This is a genomic window from Streptomyces cucumeris (assembly GCF_024295805.1).
GTDB classification, from domain to species: domain Bacteria; phylum Actinomycetota; class Actinomycetes; order Streptomycetales; family Streptomycetaceae; genus Streptomyces; species Streptomyces cucumeris.
Map to the genome: position 1 here is coordinate 9380 of NZ_JANCLX010000030.1, position 25042 is coordinate 34421.

Here is a 25042-nt window from a genome sequence, read left to right on the forward strand (position 1 = left end):
AGGTCGGTGACGGCGTCCCTCCGGGGGCGAAGATCCTGTCCGGTGTGCGGTGACTTCATGCGGTTTCTGCAGTGCCCGATCGGTGCCGCTCGCGCTGCTCTCCGGCCCGATGCCGCAGTGGCCGGCCGACCCCGATCACGCACCGTCCGGCGCCGACGTGGTGGCCGAACTGCGCTCCCTGACAGAAGAGTTGTGAACGGCTGGCTACTTCGACCCGAAGCGGCCGTGCCACTTGGACCGCAGGGGAGGCATGCCCCGGCCCGGGCGGAGCTCAACTCAGTTGTTTCTCGGGGCCAGGGGTCAGGGGGCAGGTGGCATACGGTCACGTGGTTCAGGGCGGGTCGTCGCGTGGCTCCCGCTCCGCGCCCAGGGGGCTGCCCGGTCCAGGGCGCATGGTTGCCGGATCCTCCTGTTCGTCTTCACCCCCGGGGGCCGGGTGGGCCGGGGCGGGGCGTAGCAGGCTGAGGGCGACGGATGCGGCCAGAACGATCACGATGACCGCGAGGCTGATCGGCGAGGGGATCTCCGGGATGCTGCTACTGATCATCTTGTGGGACGCCTGGAGGATGAGCTTGACGCCGATGAAGCTGAGGATGATCGCGAGGCCCTTGTTCAGGTAGTGGAAGCGGTCCAGCAGGCCCGCGAGCATGAAGTACAGGGCCCGCAGGCCCAGGATCGCGAACGCGTTGCTGGTGTAGACGATGAAGGCGTCATCGCTGACGGCCAGGACGGCGGGAACACTGTCGACCGCGAAGATCAGGTCGGCGCCCTCGATCGCGGCGACCACCGCGAGGAGCGGGGTCGCCACGCGTTTGCCGGCCTCCTTGACGAAGAACTTCATGCCCGCGTACTCGTCCCGCACGGGGACGATCTTGCGCAATAGTCGCAAGGCGAAGCTCTTGTCCGGGTCGAAGGTCTCCTCGTCGCCTTTGAGGAGCTTGTAGGTGCTGTAGAAGAGCACCGCGGCGAAGGCGAACAGCACGGCGGTGAAGCGGCTGACGACGGCGACGCCGAGCGAGAGAAAGATCCCGCGGAAGATCAGGGCGCCCATCACGCCGAAGAACAGGACCCGGTGCTGGTAGGCACGAGGGACCTTGAAATAGGCGAAGATCACTGCGAAGACGAAAAGGTTGTCCACCGACAGGCTCTTCTCCAGCAGCCACGCGGTGGTGTATTCGGTACCGGCCTTTGTGCCGAGGACGAGAAAGACGACACCGGCGAAGGCCAGTGCCAGGCCCACCCACAGGCAGCTCCAGGCAGCAGCCTCCTTGAAGCCGATGACGTGGGCGGTGCGGTGGGCCAGCAGGTCTACCGCCAGCGACCCCACCACTGTCGCGGCGAACGCTCCCCAGAGCCAGAGTGGGACCTCGAGCACGTCAGCCACCTTCTCCGTGTCCTGCCCTTGCGAACGCGCAGACCCTCATACAGGAGTTTGCGGCAATTCGCCGGACCCAGCGAGTGCAGCAATGCCCTCGGAGCGAGAAATTGAACGAGACACTACTTTTATCACCCGAGGCGGCTATTATTAAAGAATGAGTAAAGTAAAGCGTAGGGACGGCCCGCAGGAGGCGCTTGCATGCCCGGCCTGCAAGGGCGCCCTGGACACGGTCATCAAGCGGCACAAGACTCTCGGGATCTTCGTGCCCGTGTGGAGCCCCGGCCCGTGCCGCAACCCTGACTGCCCTGAGTATCGGGAAGAATCGGAGCGCGGGCGTCTGGGCTGAGCCGGCGCGAACGCCGCTGGGAGCTGCCTGACCTGTGCTGCGTCCTGTTCCGGGAGCTCAGCCGCGGTGCGCGCGGATGAGGTCGCGGTACCACGCGAAGGACGCCTTCGGGGTGCGCACCTGGGTGTCGTGGTCGACGTGGACGAGTCCGAAGCGCTGGTGGAAACCCTCGGCCCATTCGAAGTTGTCCAGCAGGGTCCAGGTGAAGTAGCCGCGTACGTCCACGCCCTGGGCCACGGCGGCGTCGACGGCCCGGAGGTGGGTGTCGAGGTAGTCGATGCGGTCGAGGTCCGCGATGGTGCCGTCCGCGGCGACGACGTCCTCGGCCGAGCAGCCGTTCTCCGTGATGTGGACCGGCGGGAGTGCCGGGTAGCGCTCCTTGAGGCCGACGAGCAGTTCCCGTAGACCGTCGGGGACGACGGGCCAGTCGAAGGCGGTGCGGCGGTAGCCCTCGATGGGGGCCTCTTCGAACGGCAGCCCCTCGGACGTCGGTGTCCGGATCCGGGTCGGGTTGTAGTAGTTGATACCGAGCGCGTCCAGGGGTGCCGAGATCAGTTCGAGATCGCCGTCCCGGACGGAGCGGCCGAGCGAGGCGTCCGAGCCGAAGGCCGACAGGTCGGGGTAGGTGCCCATGAGGATCGGATCGTTGAACAGCCGGTTGTGCAGGCTGTCATAGGCCCGCGCGGCGGTGCGGTCGGCGGGGGTGTCCGAGGCGGGCCAGACCGGGGTGCAGTTGTTGGAGATCATCACCTGGAGGCCGCGCGCCCGCAGTTCCCTCAGCGCCAGGCCATGACCGAGCAACTGATGGTGGGCGACCGGCAGGCAGTCCAGGAACAGAGTGCGGCCCGGTGCGTGGGTGCCGAGGCCGTAGCCCCAGACCATATGGATGAACGGCTCGTTGAGCGTGATCCACTTCTGGACGCGGTCTCCCAGCTTGTCGGCCATGACGGCGGCGTACTCGGCGAAGCGGTGCGCGGTGTCGCGGTTCAGCCAGCCGCCGTCGTCCTCGAGGCCTTGCGGGAGGTCCCAGTGGAACAGGGTCGGGACGGGTTCGATGCCGTGCACCAGCAGGCCGTCGACCAGCCGGTCATAGAAGTCCAGGCCCCGGAGGTTGACCTCGCCCCTGCCGGTCGGCTGGATCCGGGGCCAGGCGATGGAGAAGCGGTAGCCGGTGAGGCCCGCCTCGGCCATCAGCGCGAGGTCCTCCTCGTACCGGTGGTAGTGGTCGCAGGCCACATCACCGGTGTGCCCGTCGCGGATCGTGCCGGGGCGGGCGGTGAAGGTGTCCCATACCGACGGTCCGCGACCGTCCTCCTCGGTGGCGCCCTCGATCTGGTACGACGCCGTCGAGACACCCCAGATGAAGTCCACGGGCAGATGGTCCAGTGTCACGCACACCCCCCGAAACGCGAAACATGAGTGGTGCTCATGTTAGCCGTTGCGATGGGATGCTGGAAGCATGAATCAAGACCGCGCTGCGGGGGCGCTGCGACGGCTGCCGGTCCAGAAGCGCAGCGTCGAACGCTTCGAACGGCTGCTGGATGCCTGCGCCGAACTCCTGGACGAGGCCGGCTATGCCGCGCTGACCACCAAGGAGGTGGCACGCAGAGCGGAGGTACCCATCGGCACCCTCTACCAGTTCTTCTCCGACAGGGAGGGGCTGATCGGCGCGCTCGCCGCCCGCAATCTGGAGTCCTTCCTGGCGCGGGTCGCGGACCGGCTGGAGCGCGAGGCGCCCGCCGGCATCCCGGGCATCGTGGAGGTGACCGTCGACGAGTACATCGCCATGCGCCGGACGATCACCGGGTTCGGCGTGGTCGACTTCGGCGTGGTGGGACAGGGCCACATCCTGGAGCCGAACTGCGACAACAACACCGCGGTCGCCGGGTCGCTGCGCACACTGACCGCGTCCCTGACCGGTGTCCAGGACAACGCCGAACTCGAGATCGCCGTGCGGGTGGCCCTTGAGTGCGCGGACGGTGTGCTGCAACTGGCCTTCCGTACGGATCCGCAGGGCGACCCCCAGCTGATCGCTGAGTGCAAACGAGTCCTCATCAGCTATCTGAACGATCGCATCCGGCACCTGGCGACCCGTCAGCAGGACTAGGCCGTGGCTTGTGGATCACCTCGGGTCCGCGACGTCCGGCAACGGCACCTCCCAACTACCCCTGGGAGGTGCCGCCTGCACCAGATGCCGCGGGCTGATCCGGTAGCCGTCCGGGAAGGCACGCGGCGAGCATCGAAGAACGCTCCACCGGAGCCGGGCCAGGGCCAGGGCCCGGGCCCTGGACACCGACTCGTCGGTGCCTCAGCCGCCGTAGACGCCGACCTCGCGAAGCGAGTAGCCCCACTGGGTGCCGCGCTCCAGCCCCTTGACGCGTACGTAGCGCGCCTGGGCTTCGGTGAAACGGGCCGTGTCCAGGCCGCCGTCGCCGGAGGCCGTGGACCACACCGACTTCCAGTTCGTGCCGTCCTCCGACACCTCGACGCGGTACGACTTCGCGTACGCTCGCTCCCAGTCGAGGGTGACGCGCTTGACCGGCTGCGCGGATCCGAGATCGATCCGCAGCCACTGGTCGTCGTTCCACTCGCTGGCCCAGCGGGTGCCCGTGTCGCCGTCCACCGCCTTCCCGGGCTTGAAGCTGACGACCGGGTTCCACCACTCCGACGAGGACGCCGTCGCGGCCGCGCCCGCGGCGAGGTTCTTCCCGGCCTGGTACTTCTCGGAGTTCCCCCAGGTGCGGAGGTAGGACTCGGCTCCCGAGAAGAGGTCGTCGACGACCCCCTGACCGCCGACGATCCGGATGTCCTCGATCCAGTCCGGCACCAAGCCGTAGTGCGCGCCGCCGGCGGTGTTGAAGTCCCATGTGCGTTCGCCGGTGGTCTGCTTGTCGATCACCGAGCCGCCGTCCGTGCTGCGGAAGGGGTACTTCACCGGGTTCGGGGTGTCCCCGCCCCGTGGCGCCGGCCAGCCTCCGACACCGTTCATGTCGGTGCCGTAGCCGTAGCCGACGTTGTACTTCTCGCGCAGCGCGTCCGTGCGCTTGGCCTCCGCGCTGAAGGCCTCGGAGCCGCTCATGTACTGGGCGGCGAACCCGCCGAGCTTGTAGAGGCGTTCGGTCCAGCCCAGGTCCATCCAGCTGTGCGAGGAGATGGCGCCGGGGTACGACTCGGATTCGAGGATGTCGAAGGCCTGATCAGCGGCCTTGACGCTCATATGGTCAAGCTCCAGCATCATGTTGCGCTTCATCATGCCGCGCACCGCGTACGCGCCCAGGTCGGTCAGTCCGCGGGTGTTGCACTGCGCGCCCGAGGCGTACGAGGGGACGGCCACGCCCTTCGGGAGCCGCTTCTCCGCCTCCGGTGCCGCCGCGTTGCCGATGGGGTTGTCGTGCTGCGGGCCGCGGCAGGTCTCCGTCTTCCAGAACGTGCCGGTCGACAGGAACTGGCCCACGTTGATGGCCGTACCGAGCGTGCCGGAGTCGAAGCGCACCCCGCACAGTGCGTTGTCGAACTTGTGGCACAGGAACATGCTGCTGACGCCCAGTTCCTTCAGCTCGTCCAGGCCCCGGTCGATATCCCCCTTGCTGCACTGCGCGACGTCCAGGATCTGCTTGCAGCCGAACGGCTCCGAGGTCTCGACGCCCAGGACGACGGCCAGCTTGCCCTGCTCGATGACCTTGCGGGCCTGCGCGCTGTCCGTGACGATCCGGAACCAGCCCTTGCCCGGGCCGCCGTACATCTTGTCGATGAAGGCCTGCATGTCGTACGTCTTCTTCGCCTCGAGACGAATGGCGGTCATCTCGTCACAGCCGCGGTCCTTGAAGAAGTACACCGAGCAGATCACGCCGTTGGTGACCAGGTCGTTGACCAGCACCCGCTGGCCGCCGCGCCATGCCCGCTCGATCCAGGCGTAGTAGTTCTGCTGATGGGTCAGCGAGTCATGGGCGGGCCAGTCCTTGAAGGTGGGCCACCCATTGGGGTCGTGCTTGCCGTCGCCGCCCTTGGTGATCATGTCGAAGATGGCGAGCGAGCCGTCGGGGTAGTGCTCGGGGCAGTCCTTGAGCGCATCGGTGACGCCCTGGTCCGAGAACGGCTTGCCGCAGATCAGCCGGCCGCCGAAGCCCTCATTGGACATGATGTGGTCGTGGGCGTCGACGAAACCCCTGACGCGGCCCTGGGAGTCGGTGCCCTTGAAGGGCTCGCCCGTGACGTTGATCTGCGAGTCGGGTGCGGGCCTCGCGGACGGATCCCACCAGTTGGACTCCGCCGCGGAGCTGGGCGCCGGACCGAGCACCAGGGCGGTCACGGCGAGAAGCAGCGACACGACCGCGAGCGATCGGAGTCCGCGGCGCAGAGGTTGAACGATGGCCATCGCGTGATCCTTAAATGTGAGCGGTGCTCATATTCCGCTCTACGTTAGGGACGCGAGCCCGCAACGCCAACCCCCTGGCGGCGTTCACGTTCGGGAGTTCACCAGTCCTTGGTGCGCTTCCACGCTTGAGGTCGTCGTGAACAGCCCAGGCTGTTTCTTGAGGGTGTTTCAGGCGCCCGGTTCTCAGCGACGACTCATGAAGACGGGCGCTTGTTCACGGCGCCCCAAGGGTCGGTGGCCTACGCGTGATCAGCGCAGAGGGCGGTCGTGAGGGCCGCGCGGGCCCACTCCTCCCAGGCCTCGGGGGACCAGCCCCGGTTGTGGACGAAGAGCAGGTACAGCTCCGGGCTGAGCAGCCCGTACAGCAGGTCGGCGGCGCGGGCGGTATCGATGCCGGGGCGGACGTCGGGCTTGGAGATCAGTGCCTCCGCTGCCGCGTGCTGGACGGTGTAGCGCGGGTCGGGGTCGGCGGGCCACTGCGCGGCGATCTCCGGGTCCGTGGCCGCCGCAGCCGCGATCAGCGGCATGATCGGGGCGACACGGCCGAGGATGTCGCGTACGCCCCGCAGGTGCGCGCGCAGTTGCCCGGCCGCGGTGGGTTCGGCGCACGCGGCGCGGAACCAGTCGCGGTCCATCGTGGCGATCGGTTCGGCATCGCCCGCGATGGACGTGTCGACGACATCTTTGAACAGCGCGCGCTTGTTGCGGAACACGAAGTACACGGTCTGAACGGCCACGCCCGCGCGATCCGCGACCTCCTGGAGGCTTGTCGCGCCGTACCCCTGCGCGACGAACAGGTCCCGCGCCGCCGCGACGATCTTCTCGCGGGTGCGCCGCGAGCGCTCGGCCCGCTTGTCGGGGCGCTTGACGTTCTGTCCGTCGGATCCCTTGACCGCATCCATATCGGGAGTCTATCTCTAGAGTCAGTCACTAGAGGAAGACTCTAAATTCTTGGAGGGGTAGTGATGAGTAAGACCTGGACGGCAGCGGAGCTCGACCAGGAGGCGGCGGTGCGCCGTGAGTTGGAGGACTTCTACCGGGACGGCAAGCCGCCGTGGGACAGCGGCATCACGCCGCCCGAGCTCATGGCCCTGGTGGAGTGGCCCGGCGCGCTGATGCCGGGCCAGGTCCTCGAACTCGGCTGCGGAACCGGAACCAACGCGGTGTATCTGGCCCGGCATGGCTGGCGGGTGGCGGCCGTCGACCTGGTCGACCGCGCGGTCCGGCAGGCGAGGGAGAAGGCTGCCGCAGCCGGAGCGGATGTCACGGTGCTGTGCGGCGACGCCACCCGACTCGACGAGGTGGGCGTGCCCGGCCCGTACGATCTGTTCTTCGACCTGAGCTGCTACTGCGGGATCCCACCGCACCGCCGCGACGCCTACGCGGCCGGCCTCACGCAGCGTGCCGCGCCCGGCGCACGACTGCTGATGTTCGGGTACGGGCCCGAGGCGTTCGACGACCCGATCTCCGGCGTCACCGCCGACGAACTCAGCGCCAGGTTCACCGGGTGGCAGCTGGTCGACGTGACACCCGGCACCAACCCGGTCCCGACGTTCTGGTTCACGCTGCACCGCGCCGCCGCCGCGGCGTGAGCTCAGCCGCACCGGGCGCCGTCGGGCCGCGGATGTCGGCTGCGGTCGTTCTCATACGTGTTCATCTCGTGCGCGACGCGGAGTTTCCGCCGACGGCATGGGCGACGAGCTGGCCGGCGCGGACACGTGTGACGAGGAGGCGCCTGCCACGGACCGTCAAGTCCCGCGGACATGGCCGGACATGGCGACGCGGTACGCATCGACGTGTCGGCCTTGCGTGCGTGGGCCGCTGCCGTCGGTGCCGGTGCCGGTGCCGGTGCCGGTGACGCGGATCGCGCGTACTCGTTCCGCGTGATCCGGGATTGCCTGCGTCGACGGCACATCCGCGCGGTCTTCCCGCGGCTGGTGCACCAGATCACCAGATCCGCAACAGCCTGCGCCGGGTTCAGTGTGGCGGACGACCGCCCGGAGGCGATCGCGAGGCGTAGCGGCCATCCTCGATCGGGATGCCCAGTTGACCGACGGTACAGCCCTCAGGCCGCAGGCGTCGCGGCGGCCAAGAGGGAGATCTCGGCGGCGACGGCGTCCGGGTCGGGGGCGACGGTGACACGGGCGACGCCGTCCAGGCCTGGGTGGGTACCGACGCGGACCCCGTGCTGTGCGTTGCGCAGCAGGTCGAGGTCGTTGATGTCGTTGCCGAAGGCGTTGTACTGGTCGATCCCCAGCGAGACCAGCGCCTGCCACTTGTTCGTGGCGCCCGGGGCGAAATCGATGATCGCCTCGTCGAGGTGGTGGTTGACGGTCATCCCGAGGGTGCGGCCGGCCTCTGCGAGGGCTGTCATATCGGTCGCGTCGACCACGAGGAACTTCACGACGGCAGGGAGATCGGTGAGTTCGACCTGGCGGGCGAGGCGGCCCTGGTCGACACGGCTGAGGATCGGGTGGTCGGCCGGACCGGTGTAGGCGTAGTCCCAGGGGCCGTCGGCGAGGTAGCCGGCCCGGAACCGCTCGGCTTCCGCCAGCAGTTGGCCGAGTTCGTCGGTACCGAACGCGGCACGTGCTCGGATCTGGCCGCCGACCGAGACAAGGCTGCCGTTCCCGCCTATCAGCGTGGCGGTGGGGAACGCCCCGTCGAGGACGGGCAGAAGGTCGCGGACCGGCCGGGCGGAGGCGAAGACCAGTTGGTGGCCGACACGTTCGCAGTCCTCGATGGCTGCCAAGATCTTGCTGTCGATCATCCGTCCGTCGAAGCAGAGAGTACCGTCGATGTCGAAGACCGTGGTGCTGGCGCTGGAAATGATCACGGCGAGATGATATCGAGCCGACGCCGTACACGGCCTGTTGTCCGCTGAGGTCACGGCTCCGCACCGATACCTGCCGGCGTGCGAAGAGCACAGGAGACACGGCCGAAGGATGGTCCCGTAACGACCGGTCAGGGTGCGGAATCGCGTGGCCGCCGAGTTCGCTGCCGGTATCGTCCGCTCTCCCACCTTTCGTACGGTGACCCACGCTCAGGGAGCGATGCAGATGACCGGCCGGCAAGCAACAACTCTGTGGCGTCCCACCGGCCCCGCGGAGCTGGATCTGGTTCGGGAGCTGAACTGGCGTGCCTGGCCGCCCCGGCTGCCCGAGCAGCCGATCTTCTACCCGGTCCTCAACGAGGACTACGCGGTCAGGATCGCGCGAGACTGGAACGTGAAGCACGATGGCGCCGGCTTCGTCACTCGTTTCGAGGTCGAGTCGGGGTTCTTGAGCCGGTATCCCATCCAGCAGACCGGCGGGCAGACGATTCTCGAGCTCTGGGTTCCGGCCGAGGACCTGGACGACTTCAACGCCCACATCATCGGCGAGATCCAGGTGATCCACGAGTTCCGCTGAGGCGGGGAGACTCACTGAGTGACACGCTGACCCGGTGCGGTGATCTCGGTGTGGCTGGTGTGATCTGTGCTCGTCGCGGACTGCATCCTGGTAGCCGCACCACGACACACCATCGCTGCCCGGCCTGGCGCTGGTCCGTGTCGGCGCGGAGGGCGACATCCATGAACGCCGACTCACACATCGCATGATGCGCAGGCAAGTTGGCGAGCTGCGGGGCGCAGGGTGCGGGGCGGAAGCAGGCAACACTGCCTCTCAGCCGTCGCCGAGACCGAACGATGACCGGGACGAGCCCGATCTGCCTTCCCATCACGGATTCACCACGAACAGCACGCGAGACATGCGAAAATCCGACCCCGCCGACCTCACCACGGAGAGGCCGAGCGCGCCGCTGTTTCCGGGGGGGGGAGGCCACCTATGACCCTGCCGTCGTCGAGGCCGAAGTGGCCGACGCTGCCTGACTTCTTCCACGACTGGGTGCTCGTGGACGTGGAGACCTCCGGACTGAGACCGGGACGGGACCGCGTCCTGTCCCTGGCGATGCTCACACTGGACGCACACGGCAATCAGACGGGGGAGTTCTTCACTCTCCTCAACCCGGGCTGCGACCCCGGTCCGGTCCACATCCACGGCCTCACCCCCGAGCGACTCGCCGACGCCCCCACCTTCGAACAGGTCGCGCCGCAGGTGGGGGCTCTGCTCAGCAGTCGGGTCATGGTCGCCCACAACGCGCAGTTCGACTACGACTTCCTGGCCCATGAGTTCGCCCATGTCCGCTCCTGGGCCCCGGTCAGCAGACGGTTGTGCACACTGGCCCTCAATCGGCTGGTCGGGCCCGCGACGTCCGACCTCAAGCTGGGCACCCTCGCCGCGCACTACGGCGTGCGCCAGGAGAAGGCCCACGATGCACAGGACGACGTCCGAGTGCTCTCCGGCATCCTGCGCGGCTCGCTCGGCGCCGCCGAGCGACTGGGCTTGTCCCTGCCGCTGCTGGAGTGCCCGCCCCGCCAGGACTACAGGCCGTACGTTCCCAAGACGCCCTGCCCGTATCGCAATCCCGGCCGTATGAAGTCGGGTGGGTCGCTGGTGCAGGGCATGAAGGTCGCCATCACCGGGGACACTCAGATCTCCCGCGAGGAACTGGTCGCCCGCTCGGTGGCGGCCGGCTTGAACATGATGACCTCGGTCAGCGGTCAGACCAGCGTCGTCGTCACCAATGACCCCGGCACCGCATCCGGGAAGCTGCGTCGCGCCGCGGACGAGGGCGTTCCCCTCGTGGACGAGCCGACCTACCTGCGGCTGCTGGGAAATGTACAGCCCGGCCGCGCCAAGGGCACCGCCCGTCGGCGTCCCGCAGCCGAGATGGCCGCGAGCGAGACGACCGCACAGCCGGGACCCGGACTGAGTGTCCCGGCACCGCCTACGGCCATGCCGGTCGCGCCCACCGCCGGTACGGCCCGGTCGCTCACCGGACGCAGGGTCCTGGTCCTCGGCGGCGCCCACGACGCGGCTGCAGAAGCCCGTGCCCGTGCCGTTGCCCTTGGTGCGTCCGCGGCGGTCAATCTCTCCGCCAGTGTGACCGATGTCGTCGTGCTGTCCGGCGGCGAAGCGGATCGCCGTATGCCGCGCATCACCGCCCTCGGCCTCCCTGTCCACGACGCCGACTGGCTGCTCGCCCCCACGCCTCCGCCGGCACAGAGCGCGGCTGGGAGCCGGCCGGAGACGGGAGAGGTACTGGTCCGAGGCGCCGTCATCGACCTGCCCGGCACCGGCACGGCCTGGACGGTTGCCGCCACATGGCGTCAACAGACCGTCTGCGAAGTGGACGTCGTCGCTTTCGCGGTCGACGCGCAGGAACACGTGGCCGGGGACGAGGACTTCGTCTTCTACCGCACACCCGAGCACCCGGACGGCACCGTGCGGCTCGCCACGGACGGCCCCACGGAGCAAGCCGTCATCACGGACTTGGAGCGCCTGCCCGTGGAGATCCACCGGGTCGTCATCGCCGCCGCGATCGATGGCACCGCGACCTTCTCAGACGTCGGGGCCATCGAGATCACCGCCAGCTGCGGGATCGGCGCGGCTCCGACCGCCCGAGCCACCCTCGACGCCGCCACCACAGAGCGCACCATGATCCTCGCTGAGCTCTACCGCCGAGGAGAGAGCTGGCGGCTGCGCGCCGTCGGCCAAGGCTACGACCATGGTCTGGCCGACCTCGCCCGCGGCTACGGAGTCGATGTCACCGACTGACCCACGGGCGTTCTCCGGGAGATCCGAGCCCGTCGTCGCGCACCCGGACTCGCGGCTGGGCGCTCCCGGTCACGGGTGTCCGCCGAGCCGGTCGGACACCCGTGACGGATTCACTCGGTCACCGCTTCGTGCGGGCGATGCACGCGCATGCTCGGATGCACTTCGCGCTCGATGTGCGGCATGATCTCCGGGATGTAGATCTTCTGGATGGCGTCACCGGCGTCGTGTGCCTCCCAGTCGGCGCGGCTGGCCCAGTGCTCGACCAGGACGAAGCGGTGGGGGTCCTGGTGTGACTGGTACGCCTCCCAGCTGACGCAGCCGTCTTCTGCCAGGCACAAGGGACGCATCCGGGACAGGGCGTCGGCAACAGGATCGATGCTTGCGCCCTCGGAGACCCGGATGATGACGATGAGGTCGAACAACGTGCTCCTCAGAGGTGGGCTGTGTCTTTGCCGGTAGCGCGGAGGCTCGGACAACCAGTCACGGTAGGCGATCTTTCATCGTGCGTCCCGTTCTGTCGGTTGGCCCGCCGCGAATCCAGGTCCCCCCAGGCTGCCGCCGACGGCTTCACTCCTCGAGGAGCGCTCCGGCCAGATGCGTGGCCAATGCCTCGGCCATGGGCCGCACGCCCATCGAACGCGGCAGAACGTGGTCGTCGTAGTCGCCGTCCTCGATGGACTCCGCGTTGTTGAACAGGACACGCAAGTCGGGCTCGAGCATGGTGACAAACCAGGACATGAACTCGGCTGCGTCCAAAGCTGTGTGACCGTAGAGACTTAGCCCGTGGCTTGGGTTGTAAGCCCCATGCCGTTCGGCCTCGTTGCTGAAGGTCATCGCAAACTCAACTTCCAGGCCAGTGCTGACTTCGCTCGCAGCAGTGTTGGTTGTGCAATTGGGCCACCGATCCTCGGCTTCCTGGGCGAATCGTTCAGGAGTAACCTGCCACTGCTCACCTTCAGCTGGGGCGAAGTAGTAGTTCGTGATGACGAGTGCGGCTTCATCGGGAGTCATTGATCGCTCTCTCTTCGGTCGTTCTAACCGGGGTGGTACCGAACGCTTCCCGGCACGCCCTGTTTTGCCATCAGGTACTGCCAATACGCCATGGTTTCCGGGCCGTTCGTGATGACTTCGAGGCCTTTGACCTTGCTTCCATCAGCATTGATCGCGCGACCGTAGTCCCTGATCTCACGGTTATCACCCCCATGGTTGCTGATTTCCCATGGCTTCTTAACGTCGTCGGGGAGTTGGAGCTTTTCCAGTGTGCGTGGCGATTCGCATGAATTCGGCTTCTTGACATACTTGGCGTCGAGAGCGTATCCGTCTTCTGCTCGCAGTCCATCCGCTTGCTGGACGTTCTTCTTGCCTCCGTCAGGTGGCAAGGGAAGATCGTACTCAGGATAGCCCGCGGTATCGGCCTGATAGCGGTTGGCTGGGTCCTTCTCGGTTCGATTGTTAGCGAAGTCGTGTTGATGGAGGCCGGACATCCACTTACGGAAACGGGCCTGCTCCGCTGGGCTCAATCTCTTCGCGCCGGGCTCCGGGGGGATCGGGCCCTTGGGGTTCACGCCGGGGCGTGGCGGTTTTGGCTTCAGATGGTCAGGTCGCTCGTAGAACGCTAGCAAGACGCTGCTTGGGCCCGGGGTTCCGCCCGGAGCCTTCGCTGCCACCGGGATCGCGGGCATCGGCACACGCAAGGGAGGCGCCGGGAAGATGGACGGGAGGCCCGGGTCCCAGGGAGCTGAAGGTTCGGGCAGCTTCGCCCGGCGGCCCGATCCGTCGAGAATTCCTGGAATCCGTCCCAACCCGTTGATCTTCGTGTCGGCGCAGACTGCCTCGTTGAGGCCATGGTCGTTGTCGTTGTCATACACGGAATCGGGGGGAGACCACAGCTTATCGTTCTTGGCGTCCTCCACGTGCCCGGCGTAGGCGTCGCAGGAGTCCGCAATCTCATGGCAAGCCGTGGCGATATTCGCCAACAGTGCCTCGTTCTGAGTTGTTTTTGAGGGGCGGTCACCCCTGCCTATGAAGATGTCGAAGTAGCTGACAAATCCCGTGACTGCTTGTCCGGCCCAGTCCTTGACCAGTATCTGCTGGCCTGTCTGCGCGCTGATTCGCGTCTCATCCAGTAGTTCCCCAGCTTTACGCCAAGCTTTCCCTGCCTCCTTGGCCCTGCTCGGGTTTCCGCGCGGCCCTGTCGTGGTGAAGTCGTCCCACCAGGTCTCTTTGTCGACGACTTCCGGGAGGTCATCCTCACTGCCGGTCGGGTCGCACTGACTCGGAGCTGGACTTCTGAGCATATTGATGGCTTCGTCCGGCGAGAACTTGTTCAGCATCGATGCTGCGACCTTGCTGTCCGTCCGCAGGAAGTCGAAGGCCATTTGCATCACGTTGGCGGAGAGGTTGCCCATGGTGTACGTGGAGAAAGCCATCTGAAACACTGCTTCACGTGCGGCACCCTGGTACAACTTCGCGAAGTTGCGTCCCCCCTCGTCATCGCCGGCCATGCCTTTGGAAGCCCCCAACGCCACTACCAAGGCGTTGACGACCTCCACGAGGAAGTTCATGTGCTTGTTGAAACCGCCGGAAATGCCCACTAACTGGTCTGATTTGACGTGTACGTCTGCCACTGCTGCTTCTCCCCCAGAGCCGAACCACAACCCGAACAGCTTATCGAGAGCAACTCACGGGACCCCTGTGCGACTTGCGGAGAGGCGGGTCTGGTTCGACGCGGGCTTCCTTTCTGGCGGATAGGGGGAAAGTGCGTACCGAGGGAGAGCCCCGGCACACCAACATGGGTGTGTCCAAAGCGAGGTGCTGGGCCGTTGCTTCCTCGGGCGGGCCTGGAGCGGCAAGTGGCGTGCGACGCCGGGTCCTCGCGCGCGTCCATGCGTATGACACTCTGGCCGCATGACGTGGAACGGTGACGAGTACCAGTCGCGGTTCGACCGCATCGCCGCCGAGGGTGGGGACATTCACGGTGAAGCCGCGCTGGTCCGCTCCTTCGGGCCCAGCACGGTCCTCGACGCGGGGTGCGGCACCGGACGGGTGGCCATTGAGCTGGTGCGTCACGGGATCGAGGTGGTGGGCGTGGACACCGATGGGTCGATGCTCGCCACCGCCCGGCGGCTGGCGCCGGAGATCCGCTGGTATCAGGAGGACCTTGTCCACCTCGACCTGGCGTTGTCGTTCGATGTCGTCGTGCTGGCGGGCAATGTCCCCCTGTTCACCCCGCCGGGAACGGAACCGGCCCTGGTGGCCGGGGCGGCGGCCCATGTGCGTCCGGGCGGCCGTCTCGTCGCGGGTTTCGCCCTGGACCGCGGTTACACGCTGGACGACCACGACGCGCACTGCCGCGCGGCGGGGCTCACCCTGGAGGCCAGGTACGCGACGTGGTCCCGTGATCCTTACGCCGACGGGAAGTACGCCGTTTCCGTGCACCGGAAGCCCTGAGTGCCCGATGCCACGGGCGGTGGCATCTCAGGGGACGGGGCCTTCCTCCTGGTCGCCGTGCGCACGGGCGCGGGTCGCGAGGCGGTCGGCGAGTGCGATGACGAGGTCGCGCAGTTCGTCGGGGCGCTCGATGATGAACGGCCGGTCGAGGGCGGCGAGGAGCGGGGGCAGCCAGTCGAGTCGCTCCGCCCGTAGTTCCACGTGCCGCCAGCGCTCGGTCGCAGGGGCCGTGCCGGGTGCAGAGGCGGGGTCCTCCACGCTCGCGACGCCAGCCGGAAAGCGGGTGCGGATCTGCTCGACCGTTCCGTGGATCCGCAAGGTCACCTCGTGCCGGTACGCCGCGGTGGCGAACCCGGACAGGACACGCTGAGCCGGGTCCACTCCGGCGGGTGCCTCGAACGACCCGGGAAGGGTTCTGGCGTCCGTGATGCGGTCGAGCCGGAAGGTACGGTCCTCGTCCTCCCCGATCCCGGGATCCGTACCGGTGACGTACCACCGGCCCGAATGGGCCACGAGTCCGTACGGGTGCAGGGTGCGGTCGCTGCGGCGGCCGTCGCGGTCGGTGTACCTGATCGAGACCGGTCGGCGGTGACGCACCGCATCGGCGACGGTGAGCAGGACCCCGGCGTCGGGGGTGGCGAACTCGCCGGACGGTTCCGTGAAGGCGAGGGATTCCAGGACCGTGGCGAGCCGGCGGGCGAGGCGCTCGGGCAGTACCCGCCGGATCTTGGCCGCCGCCGTTTCGCTCGCGGTGGCTGTCGTCGTCATCAACCCCGTTCGGCGGCCGGCGACCAGTCCGAGCAGTACGGCGAGCGCCTCGTCGTCGCTGAGCATGAGCGGAGGTACGCGGTAGCCGGGGGCGAGGCGGTAGCCGCCGTAGCGGCCGCGCACCGCCTCGACGGGTACGTCGAGGTCGATCAGCTGGTCCACGTATCGCCGCACGGTGCGTCCGTCCACGCCGAGCCGGTCGGCGAGTTCGGCCATCGTCCGGGTGCCGCCCGACTGCAGCAGTTCCAGGAGCGTGAGCACGCGGCCGGTGGGTCGGGACATGTTCCGAGGCTAGCGCGAATACTGGACGGAATCTGTCCAGTATGTGTTCTAGCGTCCGAGGTGCAACGGCTCAACGCATCTCACGCATCCAGGGAGAGCATCATGGACTTCGTCTCGATCCGGGTCATCACCGGTGATGTCGCACGCCTCGTCTCGTTCTACGAGAAGGCCACCGGGGTCTCGGCGGCCTGGGCCACCGAGGACTTCGCCGAACTCAAGACGCCCGGCGCCACCCTCGCCATCGCGAGCACACGTACCGTCCCGCTGTTCGCGCCGGGCTCTTCCCGCCCGGCCGACAACCACAGCGTGATCATCGAGTTCCTGGTCGATGACGTGGACCGCGTGTACGAGAACCTGACCGGCTTCGTGTCCGACTTCGTCAACGAGCCGACCACGATGCCCTGGGGCAACCGGTCGCTGCTGTTCCGTGACCCTGACGGCAACCTCGTCAACTTCTTCACCCCGGTCACCCAGGCGGCCATGGAGAAGTTCGCCCGTTGAGACCGGGCGCACTCGCGGGCGGGATCAGGCGTTCTGCTGCTGCGGGTGCAGGTCGAGCGCGAAATGCGGGGCGAGCGCCCGGAGGAAGTCGGGGGCATCGAAGACCTCGCCGGCGGTGACGACGCCGACGGCCTTGGTGCGGCCGGTCAGGACGCGCTCGAGGGCCTCGGCGACGAGGGGTGCGGTGACGGCGTAGATGTCCTGGCCGGCGGCCGTGGCCCGGCGTTCGGCTCCGCCGGAGCGCACGACCACGTCGACGAGGAAGGTCTGGTCGGAGCGCCCGCTCTCGTCGGCGGCGGTCGGGGCCGGTGTGTGGGAATCCGCGATGTCGCGGACCGCCTCGGCGCTCATGTAGGTGGTCACCTCGGGGATGGACAGATGCTGGGGAACGGTGACGACGTCCGCCATCGTGAACTCCCCGATCACCTGCCGGGGGCCCATCGGTTCCGGGAAGGCCCACTCCAGGGTGGGCGCGGCGTCGGTGCGGCGCTCCCACTGTCCGCCGCTGTAGCGCAGGCGGTGGTCGCCGCGCCGCTCGCGGGAGACCGCGCCCGACAGCCGGGTGCCGGTGGTGGGGTGCCAGCTGCTGAGCCCGTAGACGATGTGGGCCTCGTCGGCCTCGGTCCAGTCGCCCATCGCCGCGGTGGCCAGCAGGTCGCCGAGGCCGCCGAAGAAGGCCATGGCCGGGACGATCACCGCGCCCGCCTCCCGGGCCCGCTCGCGGTAGTGGGCGAAGGTGTCGAGGTTGGCCTCGAGCTCGGCGGCCACGTCCAGGTAGGGGATGCCCGTGCGGAGCGCGGCCTCGATGACGGGGCCGGTGGTCGAGGCGAAGGGGCCGGCGCAGTTGATGACCGCCGCCGTGCCCGCCAGGGCCCGGTCCAGCGAAGCCGGGTCCTCGACCGATGCCACCCGGGCCTCCAGCCGGTGCTCGCGGGCCAGTTCCTCCAACGGCTGCGCGTTGCGCCCGGACAGCACCGGCACGAACCCACGCGCGGCAAGCTCCGCGACCACGAACCGCCCGGTGTGACCGTACGCGCCGAACACCGCCACCAGCTGACCTGACCCCATGACACTCTCCTGTGCACTCGAACGCCCGCCGCGATGTCGAGCCGCCGCGGTCTGACACCCACATCCTGTCCGTGCGGCGGCACCCCTCACGAGTGTCGGAAACGACATGCCGCGTACAGTTTCGGACATGGCTGCTGTCGCCCTCGCCGTCACCGACGGCATGCTCCACTACGAACTGTCCGTGGCCGTCGAGATCTTCGGATCCGACCTGACCCACATCGTGGATCCCTGGTACGACTTCACCCTCTGCGGAAGCGGTCCGGTACACGTCGGCCGTTTCCGTCTCGAACCCGACCACGGATTCGACCACCTCGCACAGGCGGACACGGTGATCGTCCCCGGCTGGGCCGACACCGACCGCGAACCGCCCGCCGAGCTGGTCGAGGCGGTACGTGCCGCCCATGAGGCCGGTGCCCGGGTGGCCTCGCTGTGCACGGGTGCCTTCGTCCTCGGCGCGGCGGGACTGCTCGACGGCAGGCGCGCCACCACGCACTGGGCCCACACCGATGAGCTGGCCCGGCGCCACCCGGCGGCCACCGTCGATCCGGACGTCCTCTACGTCGACAACGGCGACGTCCTCACCTCCGCGGGCAAGGCCGCCGCCATGGACCTGTGCCTGCACCTGGTCCGCCTCGACCACGGCTCGGCCGACGCCAACAAGATCGCCCGACGTCTGGTCATCCCACCCCATCGCGACGGCGGCCAGGCCCAGTTCATCGCCACCCCCCTCCCCGCCCCGGGCAGCAACCATCCGCTGGACGGGCTCTTCCCCTGGGCGCTGGAGCGGCTGGACCAACCGCTCACCGTGGAGGATCTGGCCCGCCAGGCCCGTATGAGCTCCCGCCACCTCGGCCGCCACTTCAAGCACCTCACCGGCACCACACCACTGCAATGGCTCCACGCCCAGCGCATCCGCCACGCCCAGGAGCTACTGGAGACCACCAACGCCACCGTGGACACCATTGCCGCCGCCACGGGCATGGGCACCGCCACCACCCTGCGCCGCCACTTCCACCGCAGCGTCGGCGTCCCGCCCGATGCCTACCGCCGCACCTTCCGCCCCTGAGGCGGCGGTAAATCCTAGAAAGAACCCCACTGTTCAAGCACCCCTCACATGTGTCGGCAACGTCCCGGGACACGCTGTCCGGAGTGTCCGCGGTGGCGGGCCCGCCAGGTGGCACGGCGATGCGGAATCCCGCGACACCGCAGGTCACGGCGGCGACGTTGCCGCGGATCGCGGTGGACGCGGGACGTCGTCACCCGGCGGGACGCGGTCGTGTGTACCTGATGAGCCGCTCCGGGTCACCGAGGCGAAGGCTGAACCGATGGGAATCAGTCACCATCATCCAGTTCGGCTCGCAGCTTGATGGCGAGGAATCGACCCTCCTGCGACACATGTCGCACGGCTGATTGGGGAATTCGCGATGACCGATGCACTGCCGGGTCGCGCCGTGAGGTCGTCGGTGTGGGTGGAGGAACGTCTGCCCGGCTACCACCGCTACCCGGCCGCACCGCCCGCGCGCTCTCATCTCGCCAGCCGGCATCGGCATGTCTTCCGTGTGCGCGCGGACGTCCTGGTCCGTCATGACGACCGCGATATCGAGTTCATGGATCTGGCGGAGGAGTTGCGGCAGTGGTGGGGCGCCGGGGAGCGGGAGTTGGGCTCGGCGTCATGCGAGGCCGTGGCGCGGGAGCTCGGCGACTACCTGATCGGCAAGGGACTGCCCGTGCTGGAGACCGCTGTGGCGGTGGTCGACGAGGGCGGAGCCAGGGTCACCTGGAGCGTCGCCGACTGAGTCGCGGTGCCTGCGCGACGGGTCGAGTACAGGTGGGCTCCCGTCGGCGTCGGTCCCGATGCACGTGCGCACCCCCACCACATCGCGGCCTCTCCGGCCGACTGACACCGTACGGAGGTGCGCATGACGCACTCGGTAACCGTTCGCCACAACTTCGAGACAGCTCATCGACTGCCCCATCTCGGCGGTAAGTGCACGAACCTCCACGGTCATTCCTGGTGGTGTGAGGTCACGGTGTCCGCACCGCGGACCGACCGCGGCACCGTGGCCGAGTTCGGCGACTTCAAAGCCGGGATCAGGACGTGGATCGACACATGGCTCGACCACGGCACCATGCTGGGTGCCGCTGACCCCCTCGTCGGCGCACTCGGCGAGGAGAAGTGCAAGATCTTCCGGTTCGGAGCGCAGGACGATCCCACCGATGCCGAGAAGCTGGCGGCGGATCTGACAGCTCCCACCGTGGAGAACGTTGCCGAGCTGGTGTTCCGCGTGGCCCGGGCAACCCTGGAATCGATCTCCCATGCCAGCGGTGCGTCGATCACCCAGGTCAAGGTGTCCGAAACACACGTCAATGCCGCGTCCTACCGACCCGTTCCGTAGGACGCGTAGGACGCGGCATGGACTTCGCATTCCATCCGAGGAGGGCACGATGACATCAGTCGCCAACGACCCAGTGGTGCAACTGGGTGCGGAGAGCGGGCTGTCGAACGGTATCGACGACGGGAACCGGCAGATCGAGACGCTCGTGCGTGAGCTGATCGGCTTGATCGGTGAGGATGTGGAACGGGAGGGTCTGAGAAAGACTCCTGAGCGGGTGCGCAAGGCGATGCAGTTCCTCACGGAGGGGTACGGCGTCAAGGTCTCCGACGTCATCGGGGACGCGATATTCGAGGAGGACACCCACAATCTGGTGGTCGTCCGCGACATCGAGTTCTACTCGCAGTGCGAGCACCACATGCTGCCGTTCTTCGGCCGCGCACACATCGCCTACCTCCCCACCGGAAGGGTTGTCGGGCTCTCCAAACTCCCGCGGCTGGTCGACATGTTCGCCCATCGCCTCCAGGTCCAGGAGCGCCTCACCGAACAGATCGCGGACGCGCTCGACGTGGCCCTCGCCCCGGCCGGTGTCGGAGTCGTCGTGGTCGCATCCCATATGTGCATGATGATGCGGGGTGTGGAGAAGCAGTGCTCGTCGACCTACACCTCCTCCTTCCGCGGGCTGCTGGAGACCGGCCCCGCACGCTCGGAATTCCTGCACCTGGTCGCTCCGGCCGGCGCGCGATATGAGCGGAGTTGAGATGTCGTATTCCGATGAGGACACCAGCCTCATGCGCATCGCGCTCGATCAGGCACACAGCGCCATCCGGGCCGACCAGTTGCCTTTCGGGGCCTGCGTCGTCGTGGCGGGGCAGGTCATCTCCGCCGCACACAACACGGTGTTCGCCGATCAGGACGTCACACGGCACGCCGAAGTCAACGCGCTCCGGGAAGCCTGCCGGGCGCTCGACCGGATCGACCTGGCCGGCGCGACGGTCTTCACCTCCTGTGAACCGTGCCCGATGTGTCTGGCCGCGTGCTTCTGGGCCGGTGTATCCCGGATCGTGTATGCGGCACGGGTGGCCGACGCCCAAGCCTGCGGCATCCGCCAATTGGCCAACGCCCCGGAGCATCTGACCGCACTCGCCGAAGCGGGGATCGAGATCATCGGCGATGTCCTGCGGGAAGAGGGACGGGCTGTCTTCGCCGGACTGGAGACCGTTCCCGTCTGCTGATGTCCGGACCAGGCAGGAACGGTGACGCAAGAACACCCACGCGCATGCTGACATGCTGAGGAGATCCCGCGCGCTATGAGCAGCACACTCCTTCCCCCGGACAGCCGCGGCCGGGAACTGTGGTGCGGCGAAGCCGGCTACGAGACCGCTCGGCGCGACGCGGTGTGGAACGCCCGAAAGCCCGACCGTGGCCCGGACCTCATCGTGCAGGCCGCATCGGAGCAGGATGTCAGCGCGGCGATGGACTACGCCCGCGGCCGGGGAATGAAGGTCGCGGTCCGGGCAGGTGGCCACAGTCTGTGGGGCTCGGCCTTGCGGGAGGGCGGGCTGCTCATCGACCTCTCCCGGATGCGTGAGGTCTCGATCGACCCGCGACAGCGCACGGCCACCCTGGAGCCCGGCGTCACGGCGCTGGACCTCGCCACGGCGCTGGCCGAGCACGGGCTGGCCTTTCCCGTGGGGCACTGCGCCACTGTGGCCCTCGGCGGGTATCTGCTCGCGGGCGGGCTGGGATGGAATCTCGGCACCTGGGGCCCCGCCTGTTCCAGTCTGGAATCACTGGAACTCGTCACCTCTGCAGGTGAGGTGGTCACTGCTGATGCCCACCACAACGCCGATCTGTTCTGGGCGGCCCGGGGGGCGGGAACCGGCTTCTTCGGTGTCGCGACCCGGTTCACGGTGCGGCTGTATCCCGCACCACCGGCCATCCGGACCAGTTCCACGGTCCATCCACTGACAGCGGCCCCGGCTGTGGGTGCCTGGCTCGACCGGGTCGCACCGGTCCTCCCGGACTCGGTGGAGCTACGGGTGCTGATACGCGCGAACGCCCCGGCCACCGGCTCCCTCGGCGGGACCGGCAGCCTCGAGGTCGGCGCCATCGCGTTCGGCGACTCGGCCGGCGAGGCCGACGGCTCACTCCACCAGGTCTTCCATCAGCTCATGGCCGAGACCGGGGCGGCCAGGGCCCCCAGCGCGACGACCACACTGCCCGGACTGCTCGACGCGAGTCCGCCACTCCTGCCGGACGGCCGACGCTACAGCGGAGACGCGCTGTGGTCCGACGCACCCGTAGGGGATCTCCTCCACCACATCGCCCGGGCGGCAGCCGACGCGCCATCCGATGAGTCGGTCATCCTCGTCTGCCCCTCGCCACCGTCCCTCCACGGCGGTCGCCTGCCCGACGCCGCCTTCTCGATGGCCGGGAAGACTCTGGTCCTGCCGTATGCGATCTGGGCCGACGAGACCGCCGACCAGCGGAACCGAGAGTGGCTGAGCGCCCTCACCACCACCCTCGGACCCCTCGCCCACGGCCACTACGTGGGTGAGGCCGATCTCGATCGCGACCCGTCGCGCAGTGTCCGCTCCTTCGCGTCGGCGAACTGGGAGAGGCTGCAAGCCCTGCGGGCCGTACACGACCCGCAGGGCATCTTCCACTCGTTCCCCGGATCGGACGGGCAGCCCCGGCAACGACCGGCCAACATCCCGTCATCATGGGAGACTTGAGGCACGACAAGCCCCGACATATACGTCCAGTCGTGCGTGGTCTTCAAGAGGGCCTGGAGCAGGGGAACAGGAAGGCGCTGATGTATGGCTGCCCACCGGTCGGCTGAGAAGCCGCACCCTCATCCGGAACACCGACAGCCGACCGGGGGCGGCAGGCCGTCGGGGTCCGCCGGCCTGGCCCCGGCGCCGCGTGCGTGGCTCGGGATGATCGCGGCTCTGGCCGCGCTGGTGGTCGTCGTGCTCGGGGTGCTGTTCGCCGGGCAGAGCGAGCCCGGCACGGTGGACCGGTGGATCGTCGAGCCGACGGCGGACAGTGTGCGCGGGCCGTGGCGGAACGTCGCGCTGGCGATGGACTTCTGGGGGGAGCCCGCCGGGGCGGCGATGCTGGTGCCGGCCGCCGTGGCGGGCTGTCTGCTGCTGCGGCGTCCTCGCGCGGCGGTGTTCATCGTCGGCGCCGTCGGGATGGCCGTGGGGGCGACCACACTGCTCAAGCATCTGATGGGGCGCACCATCCACGGCGACGACAACCTGTCCTACCCGAGCGGGCACACCGCCTTCCTCACCGCGCTCGCCCTCGCGGTGGCGCTGCTCGCCACCGGCCGGTTCGGCCTCGGCAGGGTGGCCGGCACATCACTGGTGCTCGCCGTCGCGCTGGTGGCCGGTGCCGCGATGGGATGGGCGCAGGTCGCCCTGGGGGCGCACTACCCGACCGACGTCCTCGGCGGCTGGTGCACCGCGCTGGCGGTGGTACCGGCCACCGCGTGGGTGGTCGACCGGGTCGCCGACGACGTTCGGTGGGAGGGCCGCTGACATCGCCTCAGGCCAGTCGGCGGAAGACCGGCCTCACCGGCCGTCCGCCCAGCCACGGCGTGGGGTCGGCGGCGTCCAGCGCCTTCCGGTACACCGCACACGCTTGGGCCACCACATCGACGGTGTGGTCGATGTCGGCGTCGTCGAGCGCGCTGCTCACCACGAACGACGGGGCCAGCACCCCGCCCGCGAGGAGTTGTCGCAGGAACAGGGTGCGGTAGTGCTGTGACGGCTGCCGGTTCTCGTCGAGGGTGGCGAAGACCAGGTTGCTGGCCCGGCCCCGGACGACGATGTGGTCGCCGACGCCCATACTGGCCGCGGCGTCGCGCACACCGGCCGCCAGCCGTTCGCCGAGGGTGTGCAGCCGCGCGGTGATGCCCTCCTCGGCATACGTGGTCTGCACGGCCATCGCGGCGGCCAGCGAGTGCGTTTCCGCGCCGTGCGTGGTGGACAGCAGGAACACCCGCTCGCCGGAGTGGCGCAGCCCGCCCCGCTCCATCAGATCGCGCCGTCCGGCCAGCGCGGAGACGGCGAATCCGTTGCCCAGCGCCTTGCCGAACGTGGAGAGGTCGGGGACGGCGCCGTACAGGCCCTGCGCGCCCGCCTCGGACCAGCGGAAGCCGGTGATCATCTCATCGAAGATCAGTACGCACCCGTGCCGGTCGGCCAGCTCACGCAGGCCCGCGAGATACCCGGGCGGCGGCTCGGTGTGGGTGGCGGGTTCGAGGATCAGGCAGGCGATCTCCCCGGCGTACCGGGTGAGCAGTTCCTCCGTGGCGGTCAGGTCCCCGTAGGGGAACGTCACGGTGAGTTCGCCGGTCGCCGCCGGAATGCCCGCGGACATCGGCGTGGTGCCGATGAACCAGTCGTCGACGGAGAAGAACGGATGGTCGGCGCAGAGGGCCACCCGCGGGCGCCCGGTGGCGGCGCGGGCGAGGCGCACCGCGGCGGTGGTGGCGTCGGAGCCGTTCTTCGCGAACTTCACCATCTCGGCGGTCGGCACCGTGGCCAGGAAACGTTCCGCGGCCTCGACCTCCATGATGGACGGCCGGACGAAGTTGCTGCCGCGGTCGAGTTCCCGCCGCACCGCCTCGGTCACGCGTGGGTGGGCGTGGCCGAGGCTGACCGACCGCAGGCCGGAGCCGTACTCGATATAGCGGTTGCCGTCGATGTCCCACACATGAGCGCCGCGGCCGTGGCTGATGACGGGGGCGAGGTTCTCCGGGTACTGGTCGTCGCCCTTGGCGTAGGTGTGCGCGCCCCCGGGGATCAGGGCGTGCAGCCGCTCGTTGGCCGCCTTCGACCGGGGCAGCCCGAACTCTTCGGTGTCCACGCT

24 protein-coding genes are annotated in these 25042 nt (G+C 68.4%); 13 read left to right on the forward strand and 11 right to left on the reverse strand.

Annotation, left to right across the window (positions count from 1 at the left end):
• Positions 1 to 331 precede the first annotated feature (331 nt).
• Positions 332 to 1375, reverse strand: coding sequence for a TerC family protein (locus tag NMK44_RS31900; RefSeq protein WP_254739432.1), 1044 nt, complete (start codon positions 1373 to 1375; stop codon positions 332 to 334).
• A gap of 406 nt (positions 1376 to 1781) precedes the next feature.
• Positions 1782 to 3116 (reverse strand): GH1 family beta-glucosidase, encoded by a 1335-nt coding sequence (locus NMK44_RS31905; RefSeq protein WP_254739430.1) that lies wholly within the window; start codon positions 3114 to 3116, stop codon positions 1782 to 1784.
• A 67-nt stretch (positions 3117 to 3183) separates the two neighbouring features.
• Between NMK44_RS31905 and NMK44_RS31910 the strand changes: the two genes are divergently transcribed.
• Entirely contained in the window at positions 3184 to 3831 is a 648-nt protein-coding gene (locus NMK44_RS31910; RefSeq protein ID WP_254739428.1) for a TetR/AcrR family transcriptional regulator, read from the forward strand.
• Between the two features lie 201 nt (positions 3832 to 4032).
• On the opposite strand, the gene NMK44_RS31915 is transcribed toward NMK44_RS31910, so the two are convergent.
• Both NMK44_RS31915 and NMK44_RS31920 read right to left on the reverse strand, forming a co-directional pair.
• Positions 4033 to 6099: a discoidin domain-containing protein gene (locus tag NMK44_RS31915; protein WP_254739426.1), complete on the reverse strand. Its 2067-nt coding sequence runs from the start codon at positions 6097 to 6099 to the stop codon at positions 4033 to 4035.
• 239 nt (positions 6100 to 6338) lie between these two features.
• A complete protein-coding gene (locus NMK44_RS31920) occupies positions 6339 to 7001 on the reverse strand; it encodes a TetR/AcrR family transcriptional regulator (protein WP_254739424.1) in 663 nt (220 codons plus the stop codon).
• A 63-nt stretch (positions 7002 to 7064) separates the two neighbouring features.
• Here NMK44_RS31920 and NMK44_RS31925 point away from each other — a divergent pair, with 63 nt between their 5' ends.
• Positions 7065 to 7691, forward strand: coding sequence for a class I SAM-dependent methyltransferase (locus tag NMK44_RS31925; protein WP_254739422.1), 627 nt, complete (start codon positions 7065 to 7067; stop codon positions 7689 to 7691).
• Positions 7692 to 8164: 473 nt separating this feature from the next.
• On the opposite strand, the gene NMK44_RS31930 is transcribed toward NMK44_RS31925, so the two are convergent.
• A complete protein-coding gene (locus NMK44_RS31930) occupies positions 8165 to 8935 on the reverse strand; it encodes an HAD hydrolase family protein (RefSeq protein WP_254739420.1) in 771 nt (256 codons plus the stop codon).
• 217 nt (positions 8936 to 9152) lie between these two features.
• On the opposite strand from NMK44_RS31930, the gene NMK44_RS31935 reads away from it, so the two are divergent.
• Both NMK44_RS31935 and NMK44_RS31940 read left to right on the forward strand, forming a co-directional pair.
• Entirely contained in the window at positions 9153 to 9509 is a 357-nt protein-coding gene (locus tag NMK44_RS31935) for a hypothetical protein (RefSeq protein ID WP_254739489.1), read from the forward strand.
• A gap of 414 nt (positions 9510 to 9923) precedes the next feature.
• Positions 9924 to 11756 carry a TerD family protein gene (locus NMK44_RS31940; RefSeq protein ID WP_254739418.1) on the forward strand — a complete coding sequence of 611 codons (1833 nt, stop codon included), beginning with the start codon at positions 9924 to 9926 and terminating at the stop codon, positions 11754 to 11756.
• Between the two features lie 110 nt (positions 11757 to 11866).
• Here NMK44_RS31940 and NMK44_RS31945 read toward each other — a convergent pair whose 3' ends face one another.
• The 3 genes from NMK44_RS31945 to NMK44_RS42490 all read right to left on the reverse strand — a co-directional run bounded on the left by NMK44_RS31945 (position 11867) and on the right by NMK44_RS42490 (position 14383).
• On the reverse strand, positions 11867 to 12178 hold the full coding sequence (locus NMK44_RS31945) for a putative quinol monooxygenase (protein ID WP_254739416.1): 312 nt from the start codon (positions 12176 to 12178) through the stop codon (positions 11867 to 11869).
• Between the two features lie 145 nt (positions 12179 to 12323).
• Positions 12324 to 12767, reverse strand: a complete 444-nt coding sequence (locus tag NMK44_RS31950) for a hypothetical protein (protein ID WP_254739414.1) — start codon at positions 12765 to 12767, stop codon at positions 12324 to 12326.
• A 23-nt stretch (positions 12768 to 12790) separates the two neighbouring features.
• Positions 12791 to 14383: a restriction endonuclease fold toxin-2 domain-containing protein gene (locus tag NMK44_RS42490; protein ID WP_254739412.1), complete on the reverse strand. Its 1593-nt coding sequence runs from the start codon at positions 14381 to 14383 to the stop codon at positions 12791 to 12793.
• A gap of 280 nt (positions 14384 to 14663) precedes the next feature.
• On the opposite strand from NMK44_RS42490, the gene NMK44_RS31960 reads away from it, so the two are divergent.
• Positions 14664 to 15206, forward strand: coding sequence for a class I SAM-dependent methyltransferase (locus NMK44_RS31960; protein ID WP_254739410.1), 543 nt, complete (start codon positions 14664 to 14666; stop codon positions 15204 to 15206).
• 27 nt (positions 15207 to 15233) lie between these two features.
• Here NMK44_RS31960 and NMK44_RS31965 read toward each other — a convergent pair whose 3' ends face one another.
• A complete protein-coding gene (locus NMK44_RS31965; protein WP_254739408.1) occupies positions 15234 to 16256 on the reverse strand; it encodes a helix-turn-helix transcriptional regulator in 1023 nt (340 codons plus the stop codon).
• Positions 16257 to 16358: 102 nt separating this feature from the next.
• Between NMK44_RS31965 and NMK44_RS31970 the strand changes: the two genes are divergently transcribed.
• The gene (locus NMK44_RS31970; protein ID WP_254739406.1) at positions 16359 to 16757 is read left to right on the forward strand and encodes a VOC family protein; all 399 of its coding nucleotides are present in this window, start codon (positions 16359 to 16361) and stop codon (positions 16755 to 16757) included.
• 24 nt (positions 16758 to 16781) lie between these two features.
• Here NMK44_RS31970 and NMK44_RS31975 read toward each other — a convergent pair whose 3' ends face one another.
• A complete protein-coding gene (locus NMK44_RS31975; protein WP_254739404.1) occupies positions 16782 to 17825 on the reverse strand; it encodes a saccharopine dehydrogenase family protein in 1044 nt (347 codons plus the stop codon).
• Positions 17826 to 17952: 127 nt separating this feature from the next.
• Between NMK44_RS31975 and NMK44_RS31980 the strand changes: the two genes are divergently transcribed.
• The 7 genes from NMK44_RS31980 (at position 17953) to NMK44_RS32010 (ending at position 23706) form a co-directional block, all read left to right on the forward strand.
• Positions 17953 to 18891, forward strand: coding sequence for a helix-turn-helix domain-containing protein (locus NMK44_RS31980; RefSeq protein WP_254739402.1), 939 nt, complete (start codon positions 17953 to 17955; stop codon positions 18889 to 18891).
• 358 nt (positions 18892 to 19249) lie between these two features.
• Positions 19250 to 19621: a hypothetical protein gene (locus NMK44_RS31985; protein WP_254739400.1), complete on the forward strand. Its 372-nt coding sequence runs from the start codon at positions 19250 to 19252 to the stop codon at positions 19619 to 19621.
• 123 nt (positions 19622 to 19744) lie between these two features.
• Positions 19745 to 20221: a 6-pyruvoyl trahydropterin synthase family protein gene (locus NMK44_RS31990; RefSeq protein WP_254739398.1), complete on the forward strand. Its 477-nt coding sequence runs from the start codon at positions 19745 to 19747 to the stop codon at positions 20219 to 20221.
• A 49-nt stretch (positions 20222 to 20270) separates the two neighbouring features.
• Positions 20271 to 20918 carry a GTP cyclohydrolase I FolE gene (gene folE, locus NMK44_RS31995; protein WP_254739396.1) on the forward strand — a complete coding sequence of 216 codons (648 nt, stop codon included), beginning with the start codon at positions 20271 to 20273 and terminating at the stop codon, positions 20916 to 20918.
• A 1-nt stretch (position 20919) separates the two neighbouring features.
• Positions 20920 to 21393, forward strand: coding sequence for a nucleoside deaminase (locus tag NMK44_RS32000; RefSeq protein ID WP_254739394.1), 474 nt, complete (start codon positions 20920 to 20922; stop codon positions 21391 to 21393).
• A 75-nt stretch (positions 21394 to 21468) separates the two neighbouring features.
• Positions 21469 to 22896 carry an FAD-binding oxidoreductase gene (locus NMK44_RS32005; protein ID WP_254739392.1) on the forward strand — a complete coding sequence of 476 codons (1428 nt, stop codon included), beginning with the start codon at positions 21469 to 21471 and terminating at the stop codon, positions 22894 to 22896.
• Between the two features lie 204 nt (positions 22897 to 23100).
• Positions 23101 to 23706, forward strand: coding sequence for a phosphatase PAP2 family protein (locus NMK44_RS32010; protein ID WP_254739390.1), 606 nt, complete (start codon positions 23101 to 23103; stop codon positions 23704 to 23706).
• A gap of 7 nt (positions 23707 to 23713) precedes the next feature.
• Here NMK44_RS32010 and NMK44_RS32015 read toward each other — a convergent pair whose 3' ends face one another.
• On the reverse strand, positions 23714 to 25039 hold the full coding sequence (locus tag NMK44_RS32015) for a glutamate-1-semialdehyde 2,1-aminomutase (protein ID WP_254739487.1): 1326 nt from the start codon (positions 25037 to 25039) through the stop codon (positions 23714 to 23716).
• Between the last annotated feature and the right edge of the window lie 3 nt (positions 25040 to 25042).

What these genes read in the sequence shown, in the direction of transcription:
- NMK44_RS31990 (WP_254739398.1), top strand. Translation starts at nt 19,745, where the DNA reads ATGACGCACTCGGTAACCGTTCGCCACAACTTCGAGACAGCTCATCGA.
- NMK44_RS31970 (WP_254739406.1), top strand. Translation starts at nt 16,359, where the DNA reads ATGGACTTCGTCTCGATCCGGGTCATCACCGGTGATGTCGCACGCCTC.
- NMK44_RS31940 (WP_254739418.1), top strand. Translation starts at nt 9,924, where the DNA reads ATGACCCTGCCGTCGTCGAGGCCGAAGTGGCCGACGCTGCCTGACTTC.
- NMK44_RS31935 (WP_254739489.1), top strand. Translation starts at nt 9,153, where the DNA reads ATGCAGATGACCGGCCGGCAAGCAACAACTCTGTGGCGTCCCACCGGC.
- NMK44_RS32005 (WP_254739392.1), top strand. Translation starts at nt 21,469, where the DNA reads ATGAGCAGCACACTCCTTCCCCCGGACAGCCGCGGCCGGGAACTGTGG.
- NMK44_RS31985 (WP_254739400.1), top strand. Translation starts at nt 19,250, where the DNA reads ATGACCGATGCACTGCCGGGTCGCGCCGTGAGGTCGTCGGTGTGGGTG.
- NMK44_RS31950 (WP_254739414.1), bottom strand. Translation starts at nt 12,767, where the DNA reads ATGACTCCCGATGAAGCCGCACTCGTCATCACGAACTACTACTTCGCC.
- NMK44_RS31980 (WP_254739402.1), top strand. Translation starts at nt 17,953, where the DNA reads ATGGCTGCTGTCGCCCTCGCCGTCACCGACGGCATGCTCCACTACGAA.
- NMK44_RS32000 (WP_254739394.1), top strand. Translation starts at nt 20,920, where the DNA reads ATGTCGTATTCCGATGAGGACACCAGCCTCATGCGCATCGCGCTCGAT.
- NMK44_RS31925 (WP_254739422.1), top strand. Translation starts at nt 7,065, where the DNA reads ATGAGTAAGACCTGGACGGCAGCGGAGCTCGACCAGGAGGCGGCGGTG.
- NMK44_RS31920 (WP_254739424.1), bottom strand. Translation starts at nt 7,001, where the DNA reads ATGGATGCGGTCAAGGGATCCGACGGACAGAACGTCAAGCGCCCCGAC.
- NMK44_RS31965 (WP_254739408.1), bottom strand. Translation starts at nt 16,256, where the DNA reads ATGTCCCGACCCACCGGCCGCGTGCTCACGCTCCTGGAACTGCTGCAG.
- NMK44_RS31910 (WP_254739428.1), top strand. Translation starts at nt 3,184, where the DNA reads ATGAATCAAGACCGCGCTGCGGGGGCGCTGCGACGGCTGCCGGTCCAG.
- NMK44_RS31960 (WP_254739410.1), top strand. Translation starts at nt 14,664, where the DNA reads ATGACGTGGAACGGTGACGAGTACCAGTCGCGGTTCGACCGCATCGCC.
- folE (WP_254739396.1), top strand. Translation starts at nt 20,271, where the DNA reads ATGACATCAGTCGCCAACGACCCAGTGGTGCAACTGGGTGCGGAGAGC.
- NMK44_RS31915 (WP_254739426.1), bottom strand. Translation starts at nt 6,099, where the DNA reads ATGGCCATCGTTCAACCTCTGCGCCGCGGACTCCGATCGCTCGCGGTC.
- NMK44_RS32010 (WP_254739390.1), top strand. Translation starts at nt 23,101, where the DNA reads ATGATCGCGGCTCTGGCCGCGCTGGTGGTCGTCGTGCTCGGGGTGCTG.
- NMK44_RS31975 (WP_254739404.1), bottom strand. Translation starts at nt 17,825, where the DNA reads ATGGGGTCAGGTCAGCTGGTGGCGGTGTTCGGCGCGTACGGTCACACC.